This is a genomic window from Candidatus Palauibacter scopulicola (genome assembly GCF_947581915.1).
Lineage (GTDB): Bacteria > Gemmatimonadota > Gemmatimonadetes > Palauibacterales > Palauibacteraceae > Palauibacter > Palauibacter scopulicola.
In genome coordinates this window covers 103,477-118,028 of the sequence record NZ_CANPWG010000060.1, presented here as the reverse complement: position 1 = coordinate 118,028, position 14,552 = coordinate 103,477, and the positions used below count along the sequence as shown (strand labels likewise).

The following is a 14,552-nucleotide window of genomic DNA, read 5'->3' as shown; positions in this document are numbered from 1 at the left end:
GGAATGGTTGTGCGTAGCCGTTTGAGGCACCACGCGGGGCCAGCGCCCCCAAGGGGTCCCCATCGTCTTCGCGAGAGGGCACGGATGGGGCCAGCGCGCCCTGACGCGCTACCGCGCCGAGGGCGCGTCATCGCCTGCGGAGCAGCCACCGTCGCTATCCGGGCGAGCGTCGTCGGGACGGCCGAGCCCCGCATAGCAAGGATCGGGTCGATTTCAGCATCAAGAGTGTTCACGTTACGGGAGTCCATCCACGATGATTCTCGGAGTTCCGCATGAACACGACCGACTACGACCGAATCGAGGCGGCCATTCGCTATCTGGCCAGGCATCGCAAGCGCCAGCCGGAACTCGCAGAATTGGCGGCGCATATCGGTCTGAGCCAAAGCCATCTGCATCGTCTGTTCTCACGCTGGGCCGGCGTTACGCCAAAGCGCTTTCTCGAATTCCTTACCGTTCAGCACGCGAAGAAATTACTCGACAGCTCCGAGCCCGTGCTCGCGACGGCTCATAGTAGCGGGCTCTCTGGTCCGGGCAGGCTGCACGATCACTTCGTAACCGTGGAGGCCGTCACGCCGGGCGAGTATCGGAGCAGGGGTGCGGGGCTGACGATCCGCTTCGGCACCGGGGAATCACCGTTTGGGCCAGTGTTCGTCGCTTGGACGGAACGCGGCGTCTGCCGGGTTGGGTTTGTGGCCGACGGGGATGTCTCCGCCGAGATGGAGGCTCTCCGCAGGGCCTGGGGGCGGGCGTCGCTCGAGGGCGACGATTTGACGGCAACAGCACTGGCGCGGTCCATCTTCTCGGCTCCCTTCGAAGCCGAGAGTCCCCCGCTGACCGTCCATGTGCGCGGGACCAACTTCCAACTGGCCGTCTGGCGCGCCCTGCTGCGCGTGCCTCCCGGGAAGGTCGTCACCTACGGTCGTGTGGCCGAAGAGGTTTGTAGCGCGAAGGCGGCTCGGGCGACGGGGAGCGCGGTTGGCAGCAACCCGATCGCCTTCCTTATTCCGTGCCATCGTGTGATCCGCGCGGGCGGGATCACGGGCGACTACGCCGGAGGTGCCACGCGGAAACGCTGTATGTTGGCGTGGGAGGCGAGTCGGCAGTTCGCCAGCGGCCAAGCCGTCCGATGACCGAGCCGCGCTATTCGCTGTTTCCGGACCATGATTCCCGGACGGCGGCGGACCACGCGCTCACTGAACGCCTCGGGGTGTCGCGGCGTCTCATGCCGTCGCGCGACGTAGTACCCGCGGGTCCGTCCGGCGAATGGCTGCGGGAGCTGCGAAACATGAGATTCGACCGGCCCAGAGAGCTGGCGGGCTTGACGGAATGGGTGATCGACGGGCTAGAGACCGGCACGGTACAGGTGACGCATCCGGGCTATCTTGGCCTGTTCAACCCTGCGCCGACGTTCGCTTCCGAGTGCGCCGACCGGATCGCCTCCGCGTTCAACCCCCAGGTCTGCGTGCACTCGCATGCGCCGGCGGCGGTGGAGATCGAGCTGCACGTGATCCGGGAAGTGGCGCGCAGGGCCGGCATGCCGGATGGGTCGGGCGGGCACTTCACTAGCGGTGGATCGGAGGCGAACCTCACGGCAATGCTCTGCGCTCTTCAGGCTGCATGTCCGGCGTATGGTGATGACGGCGTGTGTGCATTTGCCCGTCCGCCCCACGTCTATGTGTCGGAGGAGAGCCATTTGGCTTGGCTGAAGATCGCTCACGCCGGGGGCATCGGGCGCAACGCGGTCCGGCTGATCCAGACGGACGGGCGGGGACGCATGGACCCGGATGCCTTGGCCGAAACGATTGCAACTGACATCTCCAGCGGCCGCATGCCTGTCATGATCGCGGCGACGGCGGGCACCACCAACGCGGGCATGGTCGATCCGCTCACCCGCTGCGGCGAACTGGCCAGGGAGCACGGCATGTGGTTCCACGTCGACGCGGCATGGGGTGGTGCGCTGATTGCCAGCGATACCGGCGGTGCTCTCAAGGGCATCGAGCGGGCGGACTCGATCACGATCGACGCCCACAAGTGGTTTGCAACGACCATGGGAGCCGGCATGTTCCTGACCTCCAGACCGGATGTCGCCGCTCAGGCCTTCCGGGTCGACGCCAGCTACATGCCCAGGAGCGTCGCGGCCAAGGACTTCTTCGTCAACTCGATCCAGTGGTCGCGCCGATTCGTCGGCCTGCGGCTGTTCCTTGCACTCGCGGCAGCGGGTTGGAGGGGATACGCCGGCCACACCGAGCGCGCCATTCGACTGGCGGACAGACTCGCACGGCGATTGCAGCGCGACGGTTGGTCGCTCGCGAATGACTCTCCCATGGCGGTCGCATGTCTCGTGCCGCCCGAGGGCCATGAAGCCGTTCGGAGCTACGTCGATTCCGTTCACAGGGACGGCCGGTTCTGGGTGTCAACCGCAGTCTTCGAGGGCAGAACAGTGCTGCGAGCCTGCATAACCAACGGGCGAACGAGCGAGCGCGATGTCGACGCGCTTGTCCACACTCTCAAGGCGGTGGCGCCGTCGATTTGGAGCACACAAGCCGAATCCGACCTGAGCGTTTCGGAACCTCACCGAACTGATCTCGACTAGCACAGAATACCCGCTGCCGTATCGCCGACGACGGTGACGTGTTCGATCGCTTTCCCCGGGTGTCTCATCGTAAACAGCTTCGTCGTCTTCACCATCGATGCCTTGGGAAGCCCACCTTCCGCGAAATCGCTGCGGCGGAGATGCACCGCGTTCGGGTCGCCCGTGATGTGGGAGGTGACGGCCGCCAGCACGAGATCCTCACCGGCGGCATTGAAGGAATCCGGGGAAAGGACCAGCGCGGGGCGTCTCTTGGTTGAAGTGAGATCGGTGAAGGGGAAGGAGACGAGCACAATGTCGCCCTGCCTATAGGCTGTCGTAGACGTCATCCTCCTCGTTTTCCCAGAACTCGAAGCTGCGTTCCGAGACCCTCAACCACGGAACGTCCGCCGCAAGCCGCTGCAGCTCGCCCTCGGAGAAGACTTCGTAGACCTCGCCGGGCGTGGGCTCCTTGACCTCCTGCAGGGGCGCGAAGACCCCATCCCGGTATTCTGCCTTTGTGCTCATGGTCCTTCGACTCTAGCAGGCGACGGGCAGCACCGCCACCGACCTTCGTAAGGGCTTGACATGTGTCTAACATGAAATCATGCTTATCACATGCCAAAGATGCTTCAGATCCGAAACATCCCGGACGATCTGCACCGTCGGCTCAAGTCCCGCGCGGCGCTCGCCGGGACATCGATGTCGGACTATGTCCTCCGCGGGATCCGCCAGTCGCTGGAAAGGCCGACCCGGGAAGAACTGTTCGCCCGCATCGCCCGGCTGCCGCCGATCGACGTCGATCCCCCCCCGAGCGAGATCCTGCGGGAGGCACGTGAGAGGCGCTGAAACGGCGTGATCGTCGTCCTGGATGCATCGGCCGTCGTCGAGCTGGTGCTCGGCACGCGGCGCGGCGCCCGCATCATGCACAGGGTATCGGACCCCGTGACGTCCCTGCACGGCCCCGAACTACTGGACCTCGAGGTTCTGCATGTTCTGCGCCGCTACGAGAGCACCGGGGCCGTCTCCCCGACCCGCGCCGGCGAGGCGTATCGCAACTTCCTCGATCTCGATGTGTGGCGGCACGGCCACGAGCCGCTCCTGTCGAGGATCTGGTCCCGCCGCCACCACCTCACCGCGTACGACGCCGCGTACGTCACACTGGCCGAGACTCTCGAAGCCCCCCTTCTCACCACGGACCGTCGGCTGGCCGGAGTCCCGAACCTCGCGGTGCCGGTCGAGGTCTTCGCCGTCACCCCCACGGAATCGCCTCCTTGATCGCGCTGATCCGTCGTCTCGTCGGCTTCGAGCGGGCCTTGGAACGCGCAGGACGCCCGGACCGAACTGGCTATGGCCGAAACGGGTTCGCGTGATGAAGAACCGGGATGCCGCAGTTTTCCTCATCGCCTTGCTGGGCATGGGCCTCGCAGCTTGTGAGCGCGATGCCCGCCCGCAGGCCGGTGCCGCGGTTCAAGTAGAGGACAGCGCGGGCGTGCGGATCGTCGAGTACGCGGGAACCCCGGTTGTGAGCGCGGCGTTCCGGTTTCCCGCGCATCCACGTTACCGCCACGGCGCCAACCCGGGTGACTACACCTTCCAGGGGATCGATCCCGGCGCCATCCTCCCCGACGGGCGCGTCGCGATATCGGATGTCTTCAACCGGGAACTGGTCGTGTTGAGCCCCGATGGCGCCTCGTACGAGGTGCTTGCCGGGCCGGGACAGGGGCCGGGCGAAGTCGGCTACATCGGGGCCGTGTACGCGCTGGGGCGGGAGACGGTTCTGGCCGCCGACCGCAGCCTGGGCCGCGTGACCGTCTTCGCCGACGGCTCGGTCGAGCGCACGGTGGATATCCGGAGCGCGCACGGCCTCGGTGTCCGTGGAATCGACTCATCCGGTCGGCTGCTGATGGCCACGAGCAGCTTCCTGTCCGGTTTCGAAGAGCCGTGGCTGCCGGGGCACATGGCCCGGTTGGACATGGACACGGGCGCCCTCGACACGGTGGCATCCTACGACTTCGCGTCGCGAACTCCGCCGGGGCTGCGCTGGGACCCGATCGGTGCATTCGGCCGCGTGGCGGTCGCCGCCGGTCACTTCGTCTACACGCGTTCCGACAGGCCGGAGATCACCTGGCGCAGTCCTGACGGGACCGTCACGCAGATCGTTCGTTGGCAGGCCGAGGCGGCTCCTCTGACCGAGGAGTTGCTCGAAGGCGTCGAGGCCGGACTCCGCGCGGGCATCCGGATGGCCAATCCCGGCGCCGCGGCTGCCGCTATCGACCGGCTGACGGATGAGAACATGGCCGTCTACCGCGCGAGAATCGGCGGGCCGATGCCGCTGTTCGCCAGTCCCTTCGGAGATTCGAATGGACGGGTGTGGTTGCCTTCCTGGCGCCCGGGAGCTGCGCGCGAAGGCGCGTCGCACTACACGGTCATTTCCGCCGACGGAGAGTGGCTGGGTACAGTGGAGGCCCCGCCGGGTCTTCGGATCCTGGACGCGGCGCACGGGCTCGTGCTCGGTATCCAGCGAGACATGATGGATGTGGAGAGCGTCGTGGTGTACGAGCTGGTTGCTCGCTAGTCGCTCTCCGCTTCCGGCTACCTCGGCAGCGCCCTCTGCCGACGCTCCGCTCAGGCCGGCCGGTCAGCGGAACATGCGCCGCAGCAGGAATTCGTAGACTCCGTCCCCGAACCACTTGCGGAGGAACATGAAGGGGCGCGCCATAGAGCCGCTCGCGTAGCGCCGGCGCGGCTTTCGGGCCGTCGCGGCCTTGACGAACACCTTGGCGAGCACTTCCGGTGCGGTGCCGCGGCCGGGGTCGAGGCCGTCCATCAGCTTCAGAAACGAGTCCACCTGGGTTTTGTACGCCGTGTCCCCGGAGTACTTCCTCATGTGGGTTCCCATCACGTCGCCGAACTCGGTCCTGATCGCGCCCGGCTGGATCACGACGACCTGGATGTTGAAGGGGGCGGTCTCCACGCGCAGGCAGTCCGACCAGCCCTCGAGGGCGTGCTTGGTGGCGTGGTACCAGGCCCCGAGGGGGGTGAAGATCCTTCCTCCCATCGACGAGACGTTGATGATTCGGCCCGAACCCTGCGCTCTCATGTGCGGCAGCACGAGCCGGGTGAGGTCGGCGAGCCCGAACAGGTTCACCTCGAACTGGTAGCGCGCGTCGTCGAGCGGAACGTCCTCGACGGGGCCGTAGAGCCCGAAGCCCGCGTTGTTGACCAGGACGTCGATGCGTCCCGGATCCGCGATGACGCGGCTCACGGCCCGCTCGTTGTCGTCGCTCCTGGTGACGTCCATCTCGACGGGAGTGACGCCGTGTTCCGGCAGATCTTCCATTCGGTCCGCCCGGCGCGCGCCGGCGTACACGGTGTGGCCTTCACGGGCGAGAAGGATCGCGGCCGCCCGGCCGATGCCGGAGGAAGCCCCCGTGACGAGGATGATCTTGCCCAAGGCGCTGCTCCTTGACGTTAGGGGATTCGAAGCTTGTACCTGGCGATTCGCCACGGAGGGAACTCCGGATTCACAAGCACGTAGAGATACCTGCCCCCGCCCAGCACCTTCGAACCCTCCGGCAGCGGCACGTTCTCGAAGAGTTTCTCCGCTGTATGGCGATCGTAGGCCTCCACGAACACATCGAGCTGTTTGAACGGAAACCAGGGCTTGGCGGGATCGTGCCGACCGACCGTGAACACCAGGTAGTCGTCCACGATGTCCATGCCGGTCACGAGATCGAAGCTCTCGATCAACGTCTTCAGCCCCGTGCCCGCCTGGGCCGCCGCGCCCGCTCCGCCGGCAAACGCCAAAGCCCCCGGCTCGAGTTCCGGCACTCTGCGGAAATCCGGCGACGGCGTCCCGATGCTTCCCACCGAATCGCCTGCGGCGCTCAGAATCGTAGCGGGATACAGGAGGCCCGCCATCACGTACACCGAATCGCCGCCCACGGCGCCGTGCAACCCGCCCAGAGCGTTCCAATAGGGCTTGCTTGCGGCGGGGGTGTTCCAGCGGCTCCAGGTGACCGCACTGTCGACCAGCCGATGGAAGATGCCGTCCATTTCGGCCACGAGATTCACGTCCCGCGCTCTGCCGGTGAACACGAGGTCGCGGCCGAAGGGCAGCAGCATGCTGGATGTGAAGTCTTCGATCAGCAGCATGCTGTGAGGAGTCAGGTCCGGGTCCAGATAGGTCACGGCCCCGTTCTGCGCGCCCGTCACGGCGATTCGACCATCCGCGACTTCGGCTACGCCCCGAATCGTGCGGAATTCCCACGGTCCGTCGCCGAAGCGTCCGAACCCGGCTTCCAGGGATCCGTCCTCGCGGTAGGTCCGCACCCGTGGGAGCAACCGGTCCGCGATGATGAAACCGCCGTCACGTCGCTCGAAGAACTCGCCCACCTCGGCGACGGAGTCGGACGGGCCCTCGCCCAGGACGATGACCTCCGCCAGCTCGAAGACTTCCTCGAAGGGTGGAGAGGGAACCTCTGCCGGTCGCTCCTCGCACGACGCAACCGAAACGAGGATCGGAACGACTAGAACCGCGAATGGTCGCAGCGTGATCTCCCCTCGAGATTTTGATCGACGGCCCCCGGCATGGTCACTGGCGAGCGTGATCCACAAGTACCTGGCCGGTCGCCTGGTCGAAGAGGATGACCCTCCTCATACCGCCGCAAAGCGTTCGACCCTGATTTCGCCCGCGCGGCTGCGCGCCTGCCAGAGATCGTACGCCATCTGCATCCCCAGCCAGGTTTCCGGCGTCGAGCCGAAGGCCTTCGACAGCCGGATCGCCATCTCGACCGACACGCCTGTGCGCCCGTTCAACAGCTCCGAGAGCGCCTGCCGGGTGACGCCCAGGCCCTCGGCCGCCCGCGTCACGGTCAGACCCAGCGGTTCGAGGCACTGACGCCTCACGATGCCGCCCGGATGCGGCGGGTCATGCATGGCCATGGTCGGTCCTCCCCTTCAGTGCCAAGCTTTGATCGGCGGCACCCGGCATGGTATGAGTGGTTAGGGGACTACATACATGAGTTGACGGGCGAATCAGCCCCCCCCGCCTCCTACCGATCCTACCGCGCTACCACCACGGTTTGCAGCCCCAACTCGTCCGTTTCGATGAATGCCAGCAGCCCGTTGGGGCCGAACGCGGCTGGCATGAGCGTGTCACTTGGATAGCTGCCCAGATAACGACCGTCGGGAGTAAGGACATCGATCGGTCCTTCGGCAGTCGGATCGTCACCGCTCCGCCGAATCCAGATCGTTCCCTCCGGGCTCGTCTGGAGGTCTCGGATCACCGACAACTCGTGGTAGTACTCGAAGGACTCTTCCCTGGCGCGCATGCGGGCGACAAAGCGATCCGAAATGTTGATGGCGTTCCTCAGGGTCGGAAGCTCCCGTTCGAAGACCTCGATGTCGTGTTGCCTCGCGACTTCCCGCATCCGATCCGTCATCGGCTTCGGAGCGAACTGGCGCCTGAGCACGCGTTCAATCGCCCCTTCGGGGTCCGTTATCCTGATCCGATAGGCGGATGTGTCCGAAAACGCTACGCCACCCCCGGCAAGAGTTCCGACAAGTAACGGTGGGGTCAGTCTTCTTTCCCGATACAATCCGCTTGGCATACGGAAACGCCGTTGCTCCAGACTCGGCATCCATGCTTGGGCGAGAGTATCCGTCCGCACTACATCGCCGTCCAGGACAAGGCGGACGACGGGCCGCGTTGCTTTCGCGTTCGCGGGATGGTTCCCCGCCAATGCCGCCGCCAGCGAGACCGCCCCCACGGCGCCGTTTGGAACCAACGTGATTCCGCCGCCGGGATGGACGTCCAGTTGCGCCGGCATGAAGCTGTAGTCTCCCGGTAACCGCACCAGGCGTTCGATCTCACCCTTGGAATCGAAGATGTGAAAGCCGTTGCGCTGGAAATCGAAGACGATTGCCTGCCCGCGTTCCGCGACGCCGATCCAGCCAGCTTCCTCGAATTCGCCAGGTCCTTCCCCCGGTCGTCCGTACTCACGAACGAGTTCACCGTCCAAACTGACGACAAACGCACGTGCCGCCTGCCCATCGAGGATGTGAAGCGTCCCCGCCGCGTCGAAGGCCACACTTGCGATCATCCCGAATTGCTGCCACTCCGGCCCATCGAACGAGCCAACGCGGTACAGCTCCTCGAAGTCGGGCTCCAACCAGATGTCCTCGGAGGGGAGTGCAATGACCTGCTGACCGCTTCCGGGTCCCGGAATCATGAAACAGACCAGCAAGGCAAGGATGGTCTCTATTCCGGATGTTGTTCTCGGCATGAATCCTCCGCCTGGTCTCTACTGGATGATACCGTCGCGCCTTGCCGCCCGCCTTCACGTCAGCTACTCCACACGTCTCGGCATAGCATGGGGTGCCCGGCCAGTGGTTACCTCTGTGTGTCAGTTGTCGGCCGCGAGATTCAACGTGTGCACGGTCTCGCCGTCTCGCTGGACCAGCAGTCCTTGAAATTCCTCTTCAAGGCCCGTCCACCCGTGGCCCGCGGGCGCGCTGCCAAGAAAGATCCTGTCCGGCCCGGTGCCCACCAGAACGCCGTTTAGGCCATCGTCTTCCAGCATCAGGACAAGACCCTCTTCGATACGATCCGTGTCGAGGCCCAAGCCGACGTTGTACCGCCCGTCCACAGGCGACAGGCCATACCCCGTCCGCTCGAATCCTTCGACGTCGTTGATCACCATGCCGGTAGCCGGTGCGCTACGCTGCCCGATGTTGGGATCGGGCACCGGATCCCCGACGACGAGGCGGTCGAATCCATCCTCGCTGAGGATGAGCATGCCGGTGGTCTCGTGGTTGTAGTCCTGGTAGAAGTCCATGTAGGCGTCCGGGAATCGGGGTCCCCAAATCTCCCGCACCCGGGCTTCATCGGTGCGCACGCGGTCGGCGGCCTCCGGGATCGGAGCGCCGATGAGGATTCTCTCCCGCCCGTCAGTGTCCTCGATGATCAGCCCCTGAGCTCTGATCACATCGTCGGTCGCCGCCCCGCTTCTGACGAAGAACGCGACCAGCGCGACGGTCATCAACGCGGCGTAGACCTGGAGCCAGCGCATCGTACGCGTCAACCGTTCGACACTTGTATCCACGGAGTCCTCCCCTCTTGTGGCCTTGGCCATCCAGCCTCCAATACCCGATCGCGACGTCTCGACGGCATATGCTGCGCCTGTGACAGTGGAACGTCCGGCGAGGGTTGCACGCGGAGGTGCAAACATGTGTTGCCAAAACGCACACAATGTGTGACGATTGGATATGTCCGCTAGCTTTGACTGGAATCTGGAGAAGAACCGGCAACTCGCCGAACGGCGGGGCGTCTCGTTCGAGCGCGTGATTTCCGCGATTGAGCGCGGAGGTCTGGTGGACGTGCTGAAGCACCCGAACCAGGAAAGATATCCGGGGCAGATGATCTACGTCGTGGACGTCGACCGGTACCTCTACCTCGTACCGTTCGTAGTCGCCGAGGACGGCACGCGATTCCTGAAGACCATCATCCCCAGCCGGAAGGCGACTCGGGACTACCGGAGGAGGCAATCGCCATGAACGACCAACTGAACCGGGAAGAGCGGGAGATCCTCGAGAAGTTCGACCGGGGCGAGTTGCGTCCCGTCACCGGCGTCGAGGGCGAAATGACGATTGCGCGCCAAGCGGCTCGCAGCACGTTCAAGAAGACCCGTCGCGTCAACCTCCGGGTTACGGAACGCGACTTCAATCTCGCCCACGCCCGGGCGCGCGAAGAGGGGATGCCGTACCAGACGCTACTGGCGAGCGTGATCCACAAGTATCTGGCCGGCCGCCTGGTCGAAGAGAGATAACTCTAGGGGCGCAGGATCAGGCCCAGGCCCAGGCCCGCTGCGCTGGCCTTCATGCTCGAACGGACGGTGACGGCGACGTCCTCGAACTCCGTGGTCCACTCTTCCCGGGCGTAGATCGAATAGCTCGCTTCGAACCGGAGGGTGACCCGCTGGCTCAAGGTTTTTTCCAGTCCGATGCCGGACGTCCAGCCCGTGAAGTCCAGGTCGCGGACTTCCTCGCCCGCCTCGAACTGGGAGGGATCGCAGGGTTCCGTCGTGAAACAGCCGTCGACGTGGTTGGTGAACTGCGCGCCGGCAAAGCGGACGCCGGCGAGGAGGTGCAGGCTGATGCCCCGCGACTGCAGGCCGCCCGGACTGCCACCGAGCCTCAGCGTCGCCCCGTAGCCCGTTTCCGGATCCAGGTTCCATCGGTCCGGCCAACTCTCTCCGAGTTGTTTCCGTTCCGGCGAAATCCCCACGCCCGGGAACTCCGCCTCCACGCCGCCGCCGAGCGTCGCCACGTCAACGGCCGCATCGACGAAGTAGACTCCGCTCGAGAACGGCAGCCGGTACCCGGCGACCAGACCGATGCCGTAGGAGAGCGCGTCCCCGGAAGCCTCGTCTTCGAAGATCTGCCCGCGCCTGGGTTCCGGCACCAGCGTGTTGGGCGACGTGTTGTCGACCGACTTCTGCATGGTCGCGCTCAGCAGTCCGAGCGGAAACGCCAGGCGGAGGTAGGCTCCGCCATTCCCCGCATTGCCCTCGTCCGCCTGGCCGGCGAGGCCGCCCGTGGCGACGAGAGCCGCCAACACGAGGCAGCCGAGCAGGCCTGTGGTCGACACTCTTGGGAACATCCTCAGTCTCCGTTCTCTGCCGGTAGCGGTAGTGGTCCGGGCTAGTAGCGGTAGTGGTCGGGCTTGAAGGGCCCGTCCTTTGATACGCCGATGTAGTCCGCCTGATCGTCCGTCAGCTCCGTGAGCCGCGCGCCGAGGTGGTCGAGGTGCAGCCGCGCCACCTTCTCGTCGAGGTGCTTCGGCAGCATGTAGACCTGCCGCTCGTAGGCCTCGTGGTTCCGCGCGAGTTCGATCTGCGCCAGCACCTGGTTCGTGAAGCTCGCGCTCATGACGAAGCTCGGATGCCCCGTCGCGTTGCCGAGGTTGAGCAGCCGCCCCTCGGACAGGATGAGCACCGAGTGCCCGTCCTCGAACACGAACTCGTCGTACTGCGGCTTGATGTTGTTCCGCGTCACGCCGCCCTTCGCGAGCCCGGCCATGTCGATCTCGTTGTCGAAGTGGCCGATGTTGCCGACGATCGCCTTGTCCTTCATGCGCGCCATGTGGGCGAAGGTGATCACGTCCCGGTTGCCGGTCGCGGTGATGAAGATGTCCGCCGTCTCCACCACGTCCTCGAGCGTCCGTACCTGGAAACCCTCCATGGCGGCTTGGAGCGCGCAGATCGGGTCGATCTCCGTCACGACGACGTGCGCCCCCTGCCCCTTCAGCGCCTGCGCGCACCCCTTGCCGACCTCGCCGTAGCCGCACACAACCGCGGTCTTGCCCGAGATCATCACGTCCGAGGCGCGGTTCAGCCCGTCGATGACCGAGTGGCGGCACCCGTAGATGTTGTCGAACTTCGACTTCGTCACCGAGTCGTTCACGTTGATGGCGGGGAAGAGAAGCGTGCCTTCCGACGCCATCTCGTACAGGCGGTGGACGCCGGTCGTCGTCTCCTCCGACACCCCCTGGATGCCGGGCGCCGTGCGCTCCCACCGTCCCGGATCCTTCGCCGCGATCCTGCGCAGCGTCTCGAGGATGACGCCCCACTCCTCCGGCTCCGTCTCCGCGTCGAAGTCCGGGATCCGTCCCGCCCGCTCGAACTCGAGCCCGCGGTGGAGGAGAAGCGTCGCGTCACCCCCGTCGTCGACGATGAGGTCCGGGCCCGAGCCGTCCGGCCACAGGAGCGCCTGCTCCGTGCACCACCAGTATTCCTCGAGCGTCTCCCCCTTCCAGGCGAAGACCGGTGTGCCGCGCGGGTCCTCCGGGGTGCCGTCCGGCCCCACGGCGGTTGCGGCGGCGGCGTGATCCTGGGTCGAGAAGATGTTGCAGGAGACCCAGCGCACGTCCGCGCCCAGATCGGCCAGCGTCTCGATGAGCACCGCCGTCTGCACCGTCATGTGCAGCGACCCCATGACCTTCCGGCCCGCGAGCGGCTTCGCGTCGCGGTATTCCGCCCGCACCGACATCAGTCCGGGCATCTCGTGCTCGGCGAGGCGGATCTCCTTGCGGCCCCACTCCGCCAGGCTCAGGTCCGCGACCTTGAAGGGAATCCGGCCGGCGGCGGCCTGGGTCGATTCGTGAAGTACGGCGCTTTCCATCGTCTATCTCCTTTTCCGGGCGGTGGCGGCGAAGAGGGCCGGTCCGGACGCCTCGGGTTCGGGGGCGAGCGGAAGGTGGCGATACCCTTCGAGACCGGCGCAGCGCGTCCAGTCGCGCATCTGATCCTCCGTGAAGCCGAGCCACAGGTGGCCCATCGTCTCGCGATACTCCTCTCTCTCGTGCGCGCGCATGTCGAGCACGAGGAGTCTCCCGTTCGGGGCCAGTGCCCGCGCCGCCTCCGCCAGTACCCGGCCGGGTTCGACCGTGAAGTGGAGGACGAGCATCAGCACGGCGAGGTCGAGTTCTCCGTCGTCGACCGGGAGCGACTCCAGCTCCCCCTGGCGGACCTCGACGTTGTCGCGCTCGCCGAGACGCACGGCTGCTGCCTCCAACATTTCGGGCGAGCGGTCGACCGCGATGACGCGTTTCACGAAGGGGGCGACCATGTTTGCGAGCGTTCCGGTGCCCGCGCCGAGGTCTCCCACGACCCACTCCGGATCGAGCAGGCCGAACAGGGCGCCGAAGCGGGCGTCGCGCCCGAACAGTTCATCGCGGAGTGCGTCCCACCCCGCTGCAGACTCCGAGAAGAAGGCCGCGGCCCGATCCCGGCGCTCAGCGAGGACACTCTCGGCCCGCTCCGCATCGTCCGCGATCCAGCGGGCGCCGGTGAGACTCCCCTCTGCCAGCCGCCACAGCTCCCCCGCTTCCGGCTCGAGGTCGCCCTCCATCCGGTAGTACCGGGTCTTCCCCTCCTGCCGCCGGCGCACCCAGCCGTCATCCGCGAGCACCTTCAGGTGGCGCGAAACGGTCGACTGCGGCAGCTGCAGAACGGAGACGAGTTCGGACACCGTGAACTCGTTACGGTCCAGCAGGGTGAGAATCCGCAGCCGGTTCTCGTCCCCGAGCGATTCGAAACGGGAGAGAAGATCCCGCGTCGGTGCGGGCGCTCGCAGGGTTGTCGTATCCATAAATCCCAATATATGGATATGATAGTGCGGACGCCAGCGGAGGCTTGCGCGTTGCGGTCCGATCGAGCGGCTTGTCAGAAGCGGCCGGGCTCGAGCCGCGTGATCCCGTCGAGGTCGTCGAAGCCCCGGTCGAAGGTCGCCATGACCTGGACGTCACGATTGATCATGACGCCCGCGTGTACCGCGTCCCGCGCCGATATCCCCTGGTGGGCAAGAAGGAGTACCTTCGCCAGGTCGGTGTCGGCCAGCGTGACATCGAACACCTCGGGCATGAGAGAGACGAACAGGTCGTACAATCGGGCCCCCACATCACGTCTGCCCATCCCGGAGAAGCGGTACAGAATCTCCTGCAGAACCTCGGTGCTCGTGCAGAGTTCGAGCCCATCGGCCTCCGCGTTCTTCAGGAACTGGATGGAGGGGGCCCGGTGGGGGTGATCTGCCCCCGCGACGTACATCGGGATGTTTGAGTCCACGAAGACCTTCACGATCGGCGGCTTCGATCTCGGCGATCATCACGTCGATGTCTGCGGTGGGGGCGTTGAGTTCCTGCATCGCTGCAAGTGGGTCGCGCGGCAAGTCTCCCGACTCGCGCTCGAGCCGCTCTTCTATCGCCCCGCGCACCCAGGCACCCCGCGAGGTTTGCGCCCGCTTCGCCGCCTTCCGGAGGCGATTCTCAAGGGATCCCGGAATCAGCACCTGCAACCGGTAGCTTGCCACGGCAACACTCCTGTGAAGCATAGCCTACTCCTATGAGTATATATTAATTCCACACGCATCGAAGGCGCAAAGAAAGGATGCGGACGCCCATCAAGAGCGCGTCAAAGCGCTT

At 65.6% G+C, this 14,552-nt stretch carries 18 protein-coding genes; 7 read left to right on the top strand and 11 right to left on the bottom strand.

What is annotated here, in order from left to right:
* The first annotated feature begins 272 nt into the window (after positions 1 to 272).
* Positions 273 to 1,130, top strand: a complete 858-nt coding sequence (locus tag RN743_RS12125; protein ID WP_310780114.1) for a bifunctional helix-turn-helix domain-containing protein/methylated-DNA--[protein]-cysteine S-methyltransferase — start codon at positions 273 to 275, stop codon at positions 1,128 to 1,130.
* A complete protein-coding gene (locus RN743_RS12120) occupies positions 1,127 to 2,593 on the top strand; it encodes an aminotransferase class V-fold PLP-dependent enzyme (protein ID WP_310780113.1) in 1,467 nt (488 codons plus the stop codon). The genes RN743_RS12125 and RN743_RS12120 overlap by 4 nt, the downstream gene beginning before the upstream one ends.
* Here the strand turns inward: RN743_RS12120 and RN743_RS12115 are convergent.
* Both RN743_RS12115 and RN743_RS12110 read right to left on the bottom strand, forming a co-directional pair.
* Positions 2,590 to 2,919: a type II toxin-antitoxin system PemK/MazF family toxin gene (locus RN743_RS12115; protein ID WP_310780112.1), complete on the bottom strand. Its 330-nt coding sequence runs from the start codon at positions 2,917 to 2,919 to the stop codon at positions 2,590 to 2,592. The two genes, RN743_RS12120 and RN743_RS12115, sit on opposite strands and share 4 nt — an antisense overlap.
* Positions 2,897 to 3,097, bottom strand: a complete 201-nt coding sequence (locus RN743_RS12110) for a hypothetical protein (RefSeq protein ID WP_310780111.1) — start codon at positions 3,095 to 3,097, stop codon at positions 2,897 to 2,899. The genes RN743_RS12115 and RN743_RS12110 overlap by 23 nt, the downstream gene beginning before the upstream one ends.
* 90 nt (positions 3,098 to 3,187) lie before the next feature.
* Between RN743_RS12110 and RN743_RS12105 the strand changes: the two genes are divergently transcribed.
* From RN743_RS12105 to RN743_RS12095, 3 genes are all read left to right on the top strand, one after another.
* Positions 3,188 to 3,418, top strand: coding sequence for a hypothetical protein (locus RN743_RS12105; RefSeq protein WP_310780110.1), 231 nt, complete (start codon positions 3,188 to 3,190; stop codon positions 3,416 to 3,418).
* Positions 3,419 to 3,424: 6 nt separating this feature from the next.
* Entirely contained in the window at positions 3,425 to 3,847 is a 423-nt protein-coding gene (locus tag RN743_RS12100) for a type II toxin-antitoxin system VapC family toxin (RefSeq protein ID WP_310780109.1), read from the top strand.
* A 94-nt stretch (positions 3,848 to 3,941) separates the two neighbouring features.
* On the top strand, positions 3,942 to 5,147 hold the full coding sequence (locus RN743_RS12095; RefSeq protein ID WP_310780108.1) for a hypothetical protein: 1,206 nt from the start codon (positions 3,942 to 3,944) through the stop codon (positions 5,145 to 5,147).
* A gap of 63 nt (positions 5,148 to 5,210) precedes the next feature.
* Here the strand turns inward: RN743_RS12095 and RN743_RS12090 are convergent, their stop codons facing one another.
* The 5 genes from RN743_RS12090 to RN743_RS12070 form a co-directional block, all read right to left on the bottom strand.
* Positions 5,211 to 6,026: an oxidoreductase gene (locus tag RN743_RS12090; protein ID WP_310780107.1), complete on the bottom strand. Its 816-nt coding sequence runs from the start codon at positions 6,024 to 6,026 to the stop codon at positions 5,211 to 5,213.
* Between the two features lie 17 nt (positions 6,027 to 6,043).
* The gene (locus RN743_RS12085) at positions 6,044 to 7,189 is read right to left on the bottom strand and encodes a hypothetical protein (protein WP_310780106.1); all 1,146 of its coding nucleotides are present in this window, start codon (positions 7,187 to 7,189) and stop codon (positions 6,044 to 6,046) included.
* Positions 7,190 to 7,228: 39 nt separating this feature from the next.
* Positions 7,229 to 7,516 (bottom strand): HigA family addiction module antitoxin, encoded by a 288-nt coding sequence (locus tag RN743_RS12080; RefSeq protein ID WP_310780105.1) that lies wholly within the window; start codon positions 7,514 to 7,516, stop codon positions 7,229 to 7,231.
* Between the two features lie 119 nt (positions 7,517 to 7,635).
* On the bottom strand, positions 7,636 to 8,859 hold the full coding sequence (locus RN743_RS12075; protein WP_310780104.1) for a hypothetical protein: 1,224 nt from the start codon (positions 8,857 to 8,859) through the stop codon (positions 7,636 to 7,638).
* A 120-nt stretch (positions 8,860 to 8,979) separates the two neighbouring features.
* Positions 8,980 to 9,678 carry a hypothetical protein gene (locus tag RN743_RS12070; RefSeq protein ID WP_310780103.1) on the bottom strand — a complete coding sequence of 233 codons (699 nt, stop codon included), beginning with the start codon at positions 9,676 to 9,678 and terminating at the stop codon, positions 8,980 to 8,982.
* A 163-nt stretch (positions 9,679 to 9,841) separates the two neighbouring features.
* On the opposite strand from RN743_RS12070, the gene RN743_RS12065 reads away from it, so the two are divergent.
* Complete coding sequence (locus RN743_RS12065; protein ID WP_310780102.1) at positions 9,842 to 10,129, top strand: hypothetical protein; 288 nt, start codon at positions 9,842 to 9,844, stop codon at positions 10,127 to 10,129.
* Positions 10,126 to 10,401 (top strand): hypothetical protein, encoded by a 276-nt coding sequence (locus tag RN743_RS12060; protein WP_310780101.1) that lies wholly within the window; start codon positions 10,126 to 10,128, stop codon positions 10,399 to 10,401. Before RN743_RS12065 ends, RN743_RS12060 begins: the two co-directional genes overlap by 4 nt.
* Before the next feature lie 2 nt (positions 10,402 to 10,403).
* Here RN743_RS12060 and RN743_RS12055 read toward each other — a convergent pair whose 3' ends face one another.
* From RN743_RS12055 to RN743_RS12040, 4 genes are all read right to left on the bottom strand, one after another.
* Positions 10,404 to 11,234 (bottom strand): hypothetical protein, encoded by an 831-nt coding sequence (locus tag RN743_RS12055; RefSeq protein WP_310780100.1) that lies wholly within the window; start codon positions 11,232 to 11,234, stop codon positions 10,404 to 10,406.
* A 41-nt stretch (positions 11,235 to 11,275) separates the two neighbouring features.
* Positions 11,276 to 12,754 (bottom strand): adenosylhomocysteinase, encoded by a 1,479-nt coding sequence (gene ahcY / locus RN743_RS12050; RefSeq protein WP_310780099.1) that lies wholly within the window; start codon positions 12,752 to 12,754, stop codon positions 11,276 to 11,278.
* A 3-nt stretch (positions 12,755 to 12,757) separates the two neighbouring features.
* Entirely contained in the window at positions 12,758 to 13,723 is a 966-nt protein-coding gene (locus tag RN743_RS12045; protein ID WP_310780098.1) for a metalloregulator ArsR/SmtB family transcription factor, read from the bottom strand.
* 74 nt (positions 13,724 to 13,797) lie between these two features.
* Positions 13,798 to 14,196 carry a type II toxin-antitoxin system VapC family toxin gene (locus tag RN743_RS12040; RefSeq protein WP_310780097.1) on the bottom strand — a complete coding sequence of 133 codons (399 nt, stop codon included), beginning with the start codon at positions 14,194 to 14,196 and terminating at the stop codon, positions 13,798 to 13,800.
* Between the last annotated feature and the right edge of the window lie 356 nt (positions 14,197 to 14,552).

Coding starts and splice junctions, on each gene's coding strand:
- RN743_RS12125 (WP_310780114.1), top strand. CDS start 273: ATGAACACGACCGACTACGACCGAATCGAGGCGGCCATTCGCTATCTG.
- RN743_RS12120 (WP_310780113.1), top strand. CDS start 1,127: ATGACCGAGCCGCGCTATTCGCTGTTTCCGGACCATGATTCCCGGACG.
- RN743_RS12115 (WP_310780112.1), bottom strand. CDS start 2,919: ATGACGTCTACGACAGCCTATAGGCAGGGCGACATTGTGCTCGTCTCC.
- RN743_RS12110 (WP_310780111.1), bottom strand. CDS start 3,097: ATGAGCACAAAGGCAGAATACCGGGATGGGGTCTTCGCGCCCCTGCAG.
- RN743_RS12105 (WP_310780110.1), top strand. CDS start 3,188: ATGCCAAAGATGCTTCAGATCCGAAACATCCCGGACGATCTGCACCGT.
- RN743_RS12095 (WP_310780108.1), top strand. CDS start 3,942: ATGAAGAACCGGGATGCCGCAGTTTTCCTCATCGCCTTGCTGGGCATG.
- RN743_RS12080 (WP_310780105.1), bottom strand. CDS start 7,516: ATGGCCATGCATGACCCGCCGCATCCGGGCGGCATCGTGAGGCGTCAG.
- RN743_RS12075 (WP_310780104.1), bottom strand. CDS start 8,859: ATGCCGAGAACAACATCCGGAATAGAGACCATCCTTGCCTTGCTGGTC.
- RN743_RS12065 (WP_310780102.1), top strand. CDS start 9,842: ATGTCCGCTAGCTTTGACTGGAATCTGGAGAAGAACCGGCAACTCGCC.
- RN743_RS12060 (WP_310780101.1), top strand. CDS start 10,126: ATGAACGACCAACTGAACCGGGAAGAGCGGGAGATCCTCGAGAAGTTC.
- RN743_RS12055 (WP_310780100.1), bottom strand. CDS start 11,234: ATGTTCCCAAGAGTGTCGACCACAGGCCTGCTCGGCTGCCTCGTGTTG.
- ahcY (WP_310780099.1), bottom strand. CDS start 12,754: ATGGAAAGCGCCGTACTTCACGAATCGACCCAGGCCGCCGCCGGCCGG.
- RN743_RS12045 (WP_310780098.1), bottom strand. CDS start 13,723: ATGGATACGACAACCCTGCGAGCGCCCGCACCGACGCGGGATCTTCTC.